Source organism: Lishizhenia sp. (genome assembly GCF_057456495.1).
In genome coordinates this window covers 1-12,629 of record NZ_JBVCPV010000074.1, presented here as the reverse complement: position 1 = coordinate 12,629, position 12,629 = coordinate 1, and the positions used below count along the sequence as shown (strand labels likewise).

Below are 12,629 nucleotides of genomic sequence, written 5' to 3'. Positions count from 1 at the left end.
TGAATTTGACTTAAGTATTGAATATTCTGTACATCTGTACAATCGTACTGATACACTCCATCTTCTGTTAATACGATGGCTAGGTTACCCAAAGGAATAATATCTATTGCCTGAATTGTTGAAAAGCTTTGTGTTAAGTGGTCTCCCACTACCAATGGATCAGTATTGTCAAAAACTTTCAATCCATCGCTACCATCACACACATAGAGAACATCTCCATTTACTCCTAATCCATGTGGATTAGTAAGACTAAAAGAACTTTTCAATATTGGATTGGCAGGATTGGAAACATCTACCACATCTAATTGATTGATTTCTCCCATACAAGTTGTACCAGACCTTATCGTAACATACGCATAGTCTCCCTGAACAACCACTGGATCACATGCCGTGGTGTGCACTATCGTTCCTTGATGTTCTGGACTTTCTGGATTCGCCAAAGAATATATCATCATTCCTGTGGTTGTACCCATGTACAAATGATTGTCATAAGGGAATAAAGTTTCTACCGTTCTCCAAATGCGCACAGGCTCTCCCTGGGTTAAGTTCATTGGATTTGAAATATTGATGGCGTGTAAGTTGAAGTCGTTCATGACATAAAGGTGATCGTTGTTTAAGGCAAACTTTGTAATAGAACCGGCAACACTCGAACCGCTCGCCCCTCCTGTAGCAATAGATTCATTAGCAACGGAAACATTATCCATTTGGTACAAATTACCATAGTAGTAAGGAGAATTTTCGACTTCCTCTTTAACTTCTTGAATCTCCCATCCGATTACTACACCTTTTTCTGGGTCGGGTTTTTGGTAATAATGCCCCGCCTCTCCCAATGGATAATTTTGAGGAAACACATCCTCTAAGCGAGCAATTACTGTAGGTTGCTGAATATTTGCAACATCAATAACGGCAATATCAATGAGGTTATTTACATACAACTTGTTGTTTTTAATAGCCATCCCTGTACAACCGCGAACGTTTAAAAAACCAAGTTTATTCGGTGAGGAAGGATTAGAATTATCAATAAAGTGTATCCCTTCATTTTCCTCTACTACAAATAGATATTGGTTGTAACTATAAATACCCATCTGATTTTCAATAGCACGTACCCCCTCAAAAGCAATGGAACTTCTAAAGCTTTCGTAATCTTCATAAATAGGCACGTTAGCCATATGTTGATGTATAACTTTGTCTCTACAAGAAGTTATCATCAACAATGCTGAACATATTAAAAGTATATTTTTCATGGTTTTAAATTTTTGGCGTGTATAGGAGTAATGAAGCCAAACCAAAAAGGGTTGCACTCCTTTTAATATTTTATGCGCAAGAATTACAAAAATCAAAAGCACCCTCCTACAATTACCTCGATAACATTAACTTTACGCCATGCAAATTTCAAAGTCAACTCGTTTTATTTTAAGCATACTGAGCGGTTTATTATTAATGCTTAGTTTTCCCAATGCCGGAAGTTTAGCTCCATTAGCTTTAGTTGCTTTAGCCCCCTTGTTCATCGTAGAGCACTACATTTACACGAAACAATACAGAGCTAGAAAGGTATTCACACATGCCTTTATCACCTTTGTTATATACAATTTCGGAACCTGTTGGTGGATTATGAATGCTGATGTCTTAGGTACTATAGTAGGACTAATAATCAATGCACTTATTATGGCAACTTTCTTTCAGTTTTTTGTTTGGACAAAAAGGTTCGTGGGACAAAAAGAAGGATACATTGGATTACTTTTCTATTGGATCGGCTTGGAATATTTTCACTTAAACTGGCAGTTCAGTTTCCCTTGGTTGAATTTAGGGAATGTATTTGCCACTACTCCGTCACTGGTTCAGTGGTACAGTTATTCAGGGGTATTAGGAGGAACACTTTGGATTTTATTGAGTAATCTTTTAGTGTTTAAAATCACTTACAATCTTTGGGTGAAAAAAGAGAAATTCAAGATTCAAACACCATTCGTATGGATGTACGGAATATTAATCTTCATTCCTATAGGTTATTCGCTTATCACGTACTATAGTTCAAGCTCGAGTGAAGCTAACTTAAGATCTGAGATAATCGTAACCCAACCCAACGTAGATCCTTACAGTGAAAAATGGCGCATCCCCGTAGATATTCAATTAAACAACTTTTTGAATTTAGCAGATAGTTTAATTACACCTGAAACTGATTTTGTGCTTGCACCAGAAACAGCTATTCCTTATGGATTTGAAGAAGAGAATTTCATCAATAGCTCTGTCTATGAAATCCTTAATAAACGTGTTGAAAGTTGGGGAAACACAAGCTTACTTACAGGAGCCTCAACTTATAAATTCTTCGATGAGAAAAACTCCTTTGCTTCTGAATTTATAGCGGAGCGCAAACAATTTGTAGAGCACTACAACACCTCTTTGTTGATGGACAAGAATCCTCCACAATTCGTACATAAGTCAAAATTAGTAATGGGTGTTGAAATGATACCTTTTTCTGAGCAACTTCCATTTTTAGAAGATTTGGCCATTAGTAATGGCGGAACAACGGGAAATTTAGGAACTGAACCTGTACCTGCGATTATGCAAAGCAAGGGAATACGATTTGCTCCGGTAGTTTGTTATGAATCTGTATATGGTGACTTCATTGCGCAACAATGTAGAAAGGGTGCAATGGCTATTTTTATTATAACCAATGATGGATGGTGGGATGATTCTCCTGGTTACAAACAACATTTAAACTTAGCCCGACTCAGAGCGATAGAAACAGGTCGATGGGTAGCACGTTCAGCCAATACTGGTAGCTCTGCTTTCATCAACCCAAAGGGAGATATCGTTCAAAAAACAGCATACAATACCAAAACTGCTTTGCGTCAGGAAATAGAATTAGTAGGTAAAGCAACCTTTTATGTGACCTATGGAGATGTAATGGGTAGGAGCTTTGGATTTGGTTTCTTCTTGATGCTACTCTTTACTGGAGTAAGATATATGCGAAAGTTAAAAGGATTTTAATTTAGTTACCAAGACATTAAGAAATCTAGATAGATTTTACGAAAGCTTCTCAATTGAATTTGGGGAGCTTTGTTGTTTCTGTCAGTTCATATGCGTAATTCCCTGTCTTATTTTGACAATCTGTCAGTCCAAAAACACAAAATTCCGACATTTTTACGTGGGATGACAGAAAAAAGTGGGTGGCACAAGAATTGACTAAAGGAAACCAAACGAATATTTTAAAACACGAAAGATAAATAGACATGGGAAAGATAATTGGAATTGACTTAGGTACTACCAACTCTTGTGTATCTGTGATGGAAGGTAACGAACCTGTAGTAATTACAAATGCAGAGGGGAAAAGAACTACACCTTCAGTAGTTGCTTTTGTTGATGGTGGAGAAAGAAAAGTTGGTGATCCTGCAAAACGTCAGGCCATTACCAACCCACACAAAACAATATACTCAATCAAGCGTTTCATGGGATCGTCTTACGACGAGGTGAGCAAGGAAGCTGGAAGAGTACCTTACGAAATCGTAAAAGGAGACAACAATACTCCAAGAGTAAAAATAGACGACAGAAACTACACGCCACAAGAGATTTCTGCAATGATTCTTCAAAAAATGAAGAAAACTGCAGAAGACTACATCGGTCAAGAAGTTACTGAAGCAGTAGTTACAGTACCAGCGTACTTTAACGATTCGCAACGTCAAGCTACTAAAGAGGCAGGAGAGATTGCTGGTTTAACAATCAAGCGTATCATCAACGAGCCAACAGCAGCAGCATTGGCTTACGGATTAGATAAAAAAGGAGTTGACCAGAAAGTTGTAGTATTTGACTTCGGTGGAGGTACACATGACGTTTCTATCTTAGAATTAGGAGACGGAGTATTTGAAGTATTATCTACAGATGGTGATACACACTTAGGTGGTGACGACGTAGATGATGCAATCATTAACTGGTTAGCAGAAGAGTTTAAGAATGACGAAGGATTGGATTTAAGAAAAGATCCTATGGCATTACAGAGATTGAAGGAAGCTGCAGAGAAAGCAAAAATTGAGCTTTCATCTACAACTTCAACTGAAATCAACTTGCCATACATCATGCCAGTTGATGGAGTGCCAAAACACTTAGTAAGAACTTTACAACGTGCTAAATTTGAGCAATTAATTTCTGACATCGTTGAGCGTACAATTGCGCCATGTAGATCAGCATTGAAAAACGCAGGATTGTCTACAAGCGATATCGACGAAATCATTTTAGTAGGTGGATCTACACGTATCCCAGTTATTCAGGATGCAGTGAAGAATTTCTTCGGAAAAGAGCCTTCTAAAGGAGTTAACCCAGACGAGGTTGTTGCAGTAGGTGCAGCTATCCAAGGTGGAGTATTAACTGGAGAGGTGAAAGACGTATTATTATTAGACGTTATTCCACTTTCTTTAGGTATCGAAACAATGGGTGGTGTATTCACTAAATTGATTGAAGCGAACACTACGATTCCTACAAAGAAATCAGAAGTATTCTCTACAGCAGCAGACAACCAGCCTTCAGTAGACATTCACGTGTTACAAGGTGAGCGTCCGATGGCTACGGATAACAAGACATTGGGAAGATTCCAATTGACTGATATTCCACCAGCACAAAGAGGAGTTCCACAAATTGAAGTAACATTTGACATTGATGCGAATGGTATCATGCACATCTCTGCTAAAGACAAAGGAACTGGTAAAGAGCAATCTATCAAAATCGAAGCTTCTTCTGGATTAAGTGAAGAAGAAATCGCAAAAATGAAGGCTGAGGCAGAAGCAAACGCTGATGCAGATGCTAAGAAAAAGCAAGAAGTTGATACATTGAACAAAGCTGACTCTTTAATTTTCCAAACGGAAAGACAAATGAAAGAGTACGGTGACAAGTTACCAGAAGACAAGAAGTCTGAAATCGAAGGAGCTTTAACTGAGTTGAAGACAGCTTTCGAAGCGAAGAACATGGAAGCTTTAGAACCAGCTATGGAAAAATTAAACACTATTTTCCAAGCAGCTTCTCAAGACATGTACAACGCAGGTAATGCAGAAGGTGCTGCGCAAGGAGATGCAGGACAAGATGCTAGCTCTGAAGACGAAGTAACTGATGTTGACTTCGAAGAAGTAGAAGAATCTAAATAAGATAGTTTTCTAAACATAGAGAAATCCGCTGGCCGAAAGGTTAGCGGATTTTTTTATTGGGTATACTCAAAAGTTGAGGTAAAAAAGAAATCCGCTCGGTTAGAAGCGGATTTTCTTTGATTTGGGGTCAAAAACCACCAGATCATGGATCTAGGTGGTTAGGAAAATGAATAAACTAAGTGGTTTTACCCACTATCAAGGTTTTATCCTTGATTGATTGATACAAACGTAACCCAAAAACTTTGCACAGAACTGTTTTAATTTTTTAACTGCACATTCTGATTTCTTAACTACATATTTAATCTAAAAAGTACCTAAGACCATCTCGTTTCACTTTCAGAACATAGGAAAATGTCAAAACTAATTTCAACTATATAAATAGTTTTTTGTTCAAATTGAGTCCCATTTTCATTTGAATAATTCAAAGAAAGTTTATTATATTGTGTACAGACGCGTATTATTTTGAGTTTTAATTAACTCTACATTTCAGTAAAACTTCAACTTATGACCACATCTAAAAACTACCATAAGACAGTTTTTACAAAAGAGTATTTTGACATACCCGAAGAGGAACGACTGTACTATGAGAAACTTTTGAAGAGAAAAGACGAAGAAGCCATATTTGTATACAACCTTCGTAATAAACACATGGTATATGATGATGGATGGCTCAACCTTCTTGGATTGCGAAAGGGCGAGGTAAACATGCTTTATTTACTCGATTGTATTGACCATCATTTTAAAGATTTTGTATTTGCCGTAACCGATAACTCCCTATTTTATCTTTCTGAGAATAGACCTAACATTCTCGATTACAGTTTCACCATAGAGTTTAAACTTATACATCAATTGAGTGGCGAAGCCTTACCCATAAGAGCCACTATTTATAGTTTTGAAGCTGATGATGAGGGCTACCTTACTGCTATTTTGGGAAGATTTGAACTGGACAGAACTATTAGTTTTAACAAAACCACTAAATACACCGTATATTCTCCAGACAAACTCAGGTATATTAAGGGAATAGACAATAAACTTTTCGAATCCCATCACATTACCTATAAAGAGTTAGAAGTTTTAAAACTTATATCGAAAGGTTTGGCCATCAAGCAAGTGGCAGATGAACTAGATGTCTCGAACTCGGCAATAGAGAAACGTATCTACACACTTTATAAACGTTTCGATGTAAAATCTCATGCCCATTTGGTTAGCTTTTGTTACAAAAATCTGATTCTTCCCCTAGAGAAATAACCCTAGTTTACGACAAAAGCTAATTATTTGAAGAAGATATGCTAAAGGCTGCTTATTTTTGCAGCATGGATTACAATTTAGAATTAGAATTTCAAAAATTAACCAAGCGCTTAAATGAGCAATTTGATGCAGATTTAGATGTGCAAGCCATCTTGTTCTTAATTGGGGTTCAAGAATTGGGTCAGGGTTATGATAATTTTTCTAAACGAGAAAAGACAGAACTCATGCACGTAGCTGTTTGTACTTTACTAGAGCCTTATGGTCACTATAAATTCATTGGTAAGGATGGAGAAAACTGGCCACATTTCGAAAAAGTAGAAGATCTCCCTCATTTAGACGAAAGACAACAACAGCATCTTATGAAAGAAGCTATACTCGATTACTTCAAAGCAGAGCAATACGAATTTTAAGCAGTACCGATAGGAAGGGCATTTTTAAAACGACAAAGGATTAAAAAGGCAAGACAAAGAAAGCGACTTCAGAAGCTCTTCTTGGTCTTTGCCTTTTTTTTGTTTGCGGTTTAAAAATATACTGGATAGCGGGTAAAACTGCCCTCCAAAAAAATCCCTCTTCATTCTAAAGAGGGATTTGTATAAATCTTCATTTCTATTAATTCAGTACAATCTCCGGTATTCTAGCCTGTATTCCTACATGATTTTCTATCGCCTTGAGTTTATTAAAATGCGCTAACAACTCTTGCGGCAAGGCTTGCATTTGTATGCTTTCTTGCTGTTCTTCGCTAAGAATTTCCAAATAGGCATCAATAGGATTTACCTTACGAGCCGGGAAATATTCTATAATGGGATCCTCAATACCTGCATCCTCCACGGCATATGCAATTGCCTCTTTTAATCCACCTAACTCATCGATAAGTCCTACTCTAAGTGCATCTGTACCTGTCCAAACTCTTCCCCTAGCAATTGTATTGACTTGATCTACGGTTAAAGATCTTCCCTCAGCAACACGTTCCATGAATTGTTGATACGTGGTATTCACCTCTTGCTGGATTAAGTTCATTTCTTCATCGGTCAAACGCTGATTAATCGTTAAAACAGCATGTTTATTTGTGGTAACTCTGTCGAAACTCAATCCTAAGTTATCCTCTAAAGCTTTTCCTGTGTAAGGAATAACTCCAAATACACCAATTGAACCAGTAATCGTATTTGAACTGGCAAATATTCTTTTAGCCGGGGCAGAAATATAATAACCTCCTGAAGCTGCTAAATCTCCCATTGAAACAATGACTGATTTTTCTTGATTCGCCAATTTCACTTCTCGCCAAATCTCATCACTGGCCAAGGCACTTCCTCCTGGTGAATTCACCCTAAAAACTATTGTTTTAATGTGTTTATCCAAACGTGCCTCGCGCAACAACTTCACATATTTATCTGAAGAAAGTTGACTTCCTGTTTTCGTAATTTCTCCTTGTGCTACAACTACTGCAACGTTTGCTTTTTTCGCACGCGCTGTGCTTTGGTCATCGTAAAACTTATTTCGAGCATATTCTGCAAAGTTCTTCAACTTTAATTTTTTAAGTGATGCGGCACCACTCTTTTCTACCAATTTATTCAATACTTCATCCTCGTATAAGATAGAATCTACCATACCTAATTTGAAGGCATCATCCATACGTTTAACTTGGTACTGCTCGGCAATGGTATTTAACTCTTCGGCATTTTTGCGCACATCATCTGCAATTGTAGATCTGTAGTTCTCCCAAACATTATCTAAAAGCACCTGATTTTGTAAACGAGCCGAATCACTCATTTCCGTTAAGAAGTAGGGCTCTACTGCACTTTTAAAATCATTATTAGATCCGCGAATTACTTGCATCTCTACACCAATTTTATCTAACATGCCTTTGAAATACATGAGTTCCATTCCCATTCCTCCAAATTCCATCATGGTAGAAGAAAATGCATATTTCTCTTCAGCAACTGAACCAATATAAAAGTCTTTGAGGCCAACAACCTCACCATTAAAATAGGTCACCAAAAATTTACCTGAGCTTTGAAAGTCTTGTAAAGCCTTGCGAATTTCCTCTGCAGATGCCAATCCACATCTCACACCTTTTAGGTCTATATATACTCCCTTTACTCTATCATCTGTCTTTGCATTTTCTAAACCATAAAGTATATCAGATAAACCTATACGGTTTTCAACTTTAAAGTCGTACGGGCTCAATTTCCTTGATGAATTCTCAACAACAGTCCCCTTTAATTCTAAATGCAACACTGTTTTTGAGGGTACTCCGTATTTCACATCGGGAATTGCTGCGGAGATCACTAAGGAAATGATTCCAAAAATTCCTCCGATCACGATGATCAATGCTAAAAAACTTGGCCAAAAAACCCTACCAAAACTGACTTTATTACTCATATGTATTCGGGATATCTTATTTTCGCACAAATATAAAACATGATAAATAAACAACTTGTTTAAATATTATAGGTGGTTGTTAATTCGTGTTTGGAGGTAAATTATTCGTGGTATGTGTGATTCAGTTTTTTTAGGTCTTGGTGGAAATCATGATAATTCCGAAGAATTGTTAAAGATTGCTTTGCGAAAAATAGGTGAATTGGCCACAAAAATAGTTGCTACCAGCTCCTTTTATCAAACTCCTCCTTGGGGTTTTGAGGCAGATAATGATTTCATTAATTGCGTAGTTGAAATAAAATACAAAGGCCAACCTGAAGAACTTTTAGTGGCGCTTAATGCTATTGAAAAGGAAATGGGACGTATTAGAACGGGTGAAGGTTATACCAGTCGCCCCATGGATATTGACATCCTATACTTTGGAAATCAAGTGATTAACTCCAACAAACTGGAAGTACCTCATCCAAGAATGTACCATAGAAACTTTGTGATGTACCCTCTTCATGAAATTGCACCCGATTGGATAGATCCTCAATTCAAGACATCTGTAGCAGAGCTCTTCAAACAGTGCAAAGATGACTCACAAATAATCGCTTTATCTTAAAGTAATTGCGAATAATAGAATTGTTTCTCCCTACTTTTATCAGGGTGAAATTTTCACTATAATTGCACCGTAGAAGTCAATAAAGTTGAATTAAAAATTAAATAATGAAAAATAATAGAATAGCAGGTTTTGCATTTATTGCAGCGGCTGGTTTGTATACAACGAGTTGTGATCTTGTGAAAGATGTAGACTACACAGTTACTCCAGATCCTTTAGAAATGCACGGTGATAGTGTACGTGTAAAGGTTGACATTACTTTCCCAGAAAAGAGCATCAACAAAAGAGCTTACGCTGAAATTACACCAATGATTGGTGAAACTGCGTTGAAGCCGATTGCTGTAAAAGGAGAAAAAGCTACTTCTAATGGTGAAGCTATTCCTTATAAAGCAGGTAAAACAATTACGTATACAGACGTAGTTGCCTACACACCAGATATGAAAGTATCTAGTTTAGACGTTACTGGTAAAGTATTTAAAGGAGGTTCTGAAAAGGCTCAATTAGATAGAACAGAGATTGCAAAGGCAACAATTGTTACTCCATTATTGGTAAACAAAGACTTTAAAGTTATTTACTCTGCAGATAAATTTGAGCGTGTAACTCAAGAGGTTTACAATGCAGATATTCACTTTACAAAAGGAAGACACAACGTTAGAACTTCTGAGTTAAGCGAGCAAGACATCAAAGATTTCTTAGCATGGTTAACGGAAGAGCAAGGAAACGAGCGTTTAAAAATTAAAACGATTAACATCATTGGATTTGCTTCTATTGAAGGTGAGATCATTAAAAATGGTAACTTATCTATTGACAGAGCTACAGCTGCTAAAGAAGCAATCATGAAATTAGCTGCCAAGAAAGGTGTGGCTAATGACGCTGCTCAAAATGACGCTTCTTACGTAACTACAGGTAGAGGTGAAGATTTCGAAGGATTTAAAGAAGCTTTAGCTTTGGCTGATGATATCAGCGATAGCGACAAGCAATTGGTATTAAGAATTTTGGAATCTTACAAAGATCCAGTTCAAAGAGAACAAGAAATCAAAAACTTGGGAGCAACGTTCACTTCTATGGACAAGAACATTTTCCCAATGCAAAGAAGAGCTGAAATCAATGTTGAATACGATAAAACAGGATACACAGATGAAGAATTAATTGCATTGACGAAAAACAACATCGATACTTTAAAAATTGAAGAGTTGATGTTTGCTGCTACTTTAGTAGATGACTTAGATGAAAAATTAAGAATTTACAAAGAAGGTCAACGTTTATTCCCTAACGATTACAGAGTATTTAACAATGCAGGTGTTGTTTTATACATGCAAGGAAAAGTTGCTGATGCAAAAACTGAATTCAACGCGGCGAAGAACATCGAAGAAACTGCAGAGGTTATGAATAACTTAGGAGCAGTTGCAGGAGTAAATGGAGATAGAAATGCAGCGAAAAATATGTTATCTGCAGCCAACGGTGCTGGTGAAGAAGTAGGATACAACCAAGGTATCTTAGCTATTCAAGACGGTGATTACGCTTCAGCAGTAAGCAACTTTGGAAGCAACGATTCTTTCAACAAAGCTTTGGCACAATTATTAAATGGTGATGCAGCAGCAGCAACCACAACTGTTGGTAATTCTGCTGATGCTACAACTGCTCAAGGTTATTATTTAATGGCGATTGCAGCGGCAAGACAAGACGATTTGACAAATGTTGTAAGTAACTTGAAAAACTGTTTCAACCAAGATGCAGCTTACAAGCAAACAGCATTAGAAGATAGAGAATTTTTAGCGTACGCAGAAAACACAGCGTTTACAGCTATCGTAAAATAAGAGGTTTAACCCTCACTAAAAAAAGTCCTCCCATTCATTTGGGAGGACTTTTTTTTTGCGAAAAAATATTATATTTATGCCTCATTATTAACCCAACCAGCCTTAATTTTTATACAGCCTGGTTATAATTATTATTTTATGAAACTACTTAAGTCATGTGCTGTTGCAGCACTTTTACTGCTTGGTACATCTCAATCTTTTGGTCAAATTTATCTTGGAGGACAAACCAATTACACAAATTACGCTGGATACGGTCTTAGCTTTATTGGTTTAGGAGTACACGGTGATTATGTAAGCGATAGGCTTACCTACAGAGCCACGTTAAACTTTGGTTTTCCTAGAACCTACGAACGATCTTATTACCTCAACTCTTCGTCTAGTCAGTTCCCAGATTCAGAAGTAAATGGTACAGAAAAGTACGGTGTTTACAATTTATGGTTAGATGCAAATTACTTCTTTACAGGTGATGGTGAAGATGGTGGATTCTACGGAAAAGCAGGTCTTGGTTTCTCATTTTTAAGAGTAGCAAACAACTTGGAGGAATACAATGAGAATATGTACTATACCAATTTAGATGAAAGAGAAAACTACTTTCAGCCTATTTTAAGGTTTGGTTTAGGTTACGATATCGAATTAGATTTTGGAAATGTATTCGTTGAAGGATACGGTAACTTACCAGCCAACACTATGAACGGAGTTGCAATTGATGTGCAATTACCATTTTCGTTTGCCGCTGCTGCCGGAGTTCGAATTCCATTATAAGAAGCAAATCAGTATATGATAAAAGCCTGTTCGTATGAGCAGGCTTTTTTATTTCCCAATCATTTCGAGATTCAGTATAGCTCTGTAGTATTTCCATACCAACGTTTTACAAAAAAGGCCCAGTGAATTAACACTGGGCCCTTCAAACTTATGCTGTTTATTATTATTTGTTGTTCTCTAAAACGTAGGTTAAAACTTTGGTCATTAAATGAATTCTATCTTTTCCTCTAACGTTGTGCTCGTGCATTGGGTAAGGGAAGTAATCCATTTGAATTCCTAAATCGACAAACTTTTGAACCAAGGCGTAATTGTGTTGTAATACAACGGTTGGATCTATCGTTCCGTGAATCAACAACAAGTTTCCTTCTAAATTCTTAGCGTGTGTTAACAAACTTGCTTGCTCATATCCCTCAGGGTTTTCTTCAGGTCTATCCATGTAACGTTCTCCGTACATTACCTCGTAGTATTTCCAGTCTGTCACCGGACCACCTGCTACACCTGTAGTAAAGGTTCCTGGCTCGCGCAACATCAATGAAGTTGTCATGAAACCACCAAAACTCCAACCATGAACAGCCAATCTATTTTCATCTACATACGGTAAAGATTTCAAGTACTCTACCCCTTTCAATTGGTCTTCGATTTCTGCCGTACCTAACTGACGGTGAATAACACTTTCGAAAGCTTTTCCTCTCTCTC

General features: G+C 37.1%; 10 protein-coding genes. 7 read left to right on the top strand and 3 right to left on the bottom strand.

Annotation, left to right across the window (positions count from 1 at the left end):
- The coding region (locus tag AC22ZQ_RS07065) for an LVIVD repeat-containing protein (protein ID WP_318958081.1) at positions 1-1,244 on the bottom strand (1,244 nt) is incomplete at its 3' end.
- A gap of 139 nt (positions 1,245-1,383) precedes the next feature.
- Between AC22ZQ_RS07065 and lnt the strand changes: the two genes are divergently transcribed.
- The 4 genes from lnt to AC22ZQ_RS07045 all read left to right on the top strand — a co-directional run bounded on the left by lnt (position 1,384) and on the right by AC22ZQ_RS07045 (position 6,787).
- On the top strand, positions 1,384-2,988 hold the full coding sequence (lnt, locus tag AC22ZQ_RS07060) for an apolipoprotein N-acyltransferase (protein ID WP_318958080.1): 1,605 nt from the start codon (positions 1,384-1,386) through the stop codon (positions 2,986-2,988).
- Positions 2,989-3,230: 242 nt separating this feature from the next.
- Positions 3,231-5,129 carry a molecular chaperone DnaK gene (gene dnaK, locus AC22ZQ_RS07055; protein ID WP_318958079.1) on the top strand — a complete coding sequence of 633 codons (1,899 nt, stop codon included), beginning with the start codon at positions 3,231-3,233 and terminating at the stop codon, positions 5,127-5,129.
- Positions 5,130-5,633: 504 nt separating this feature from the next.
- On the top strand, positions 5,634-6,377 hold the full coding sequence (locus AC22ZQ_RS07050; protein WP_318958078.1) for a response regulator transcription factor: 744 nt from the start codon (positions 5,634-5,636) through the stop codon (positions 6,375-6,377).
- A gap of 65 nt (positions 6,378-6,442) precedes the next feature.
- The gene (locus AC22ZQ_RS07045) at positions 6,443-6,787 is read left to right on the top strand and encodes a hypothetical protein (protein ID WP_318958077.1); all 345 of its coding nucleotides are present in this window, start codon (positions 6,443-6,445) and stop codon (positions 6,785-6,787) included.
- 199 nt (positions 6,788-6,986) lie between these two features.
- Here the strand turns inward: AC22ZQ_RS07045 and sppA are convergent, their stop codons facing one another.
- Entirely contained in the window at positions 6,987-8,756 is a 1,770-nt protein-coding gene (gene sppA, locus AC22ZQ_RS07040; protein ID WP_318958076.1) for a signal peptide peptidase SppA, read from the bottom strand.
- Between the two features lie 112 nt (positions 8,757-8,868).
- Here sppA and folK point away from each other — a divergent pair, with 112 nt between their 5' ends.
- The 3 genes from folK to AC22ZQ_RS07025 all read left to right on the top strand — a co-directional run bounded on the left by folK (position 8,869) and on the right by AC22ZQ_RS07025 (position 11,933).
- Entirely contained in the window at positions 8,869-9,357 is a 489-nt protein-coding gene (gene folK / locus AC22ZQ_RS07035) for a 2-amino-4-hydroxy-6-hydroxymethyldihydropteridine diphosphokinase (RefSeq protein WP_318958075.1), read from the top strand.
- Between the two features lie 104 nt (positions 9,358-9,461).
- Positions 9,462-11,171 carry a tetratricopeptide repeat protein gene (locus AC22ZQ_RS07030; RefSeq protein WP_318958074.1) on the top strand — a complete coding sequence of 570 codons (1,710 nt, stop codon included), beginning with the start codon at positions 9,462-9,464 and terminating at the stop codon, positions 11,169-11,171.
- Positions 11,172-11,309: 138 nt separating this feature from the next.
- Positions 11,310-11,933, top strand: coding sequence for a hypothetical protein (locus AC22ZQ_RS07025; RefSeq protein WP_318958073.1), 624 nt, complete (start codon positions 11,310-11,312; stop codon positions 11,931-11,933).
- Positions 11,934-12,096: 163 nt separating this feature from the next.
- On the opposite strand, the gene AC22ZQ_RS07020 is transcribed toward AC22ZQ_RS07025, so the two are convergent.
- Positions 12,097-12,629, bottom strand: a 533-nt coding sequence (locus AC22ZQ_RS07020) for an alpha/beta hydrolase family protein (RefSeq protein WP_318958072.1), incomplete at its 5' end; no start/stop codon positions are given.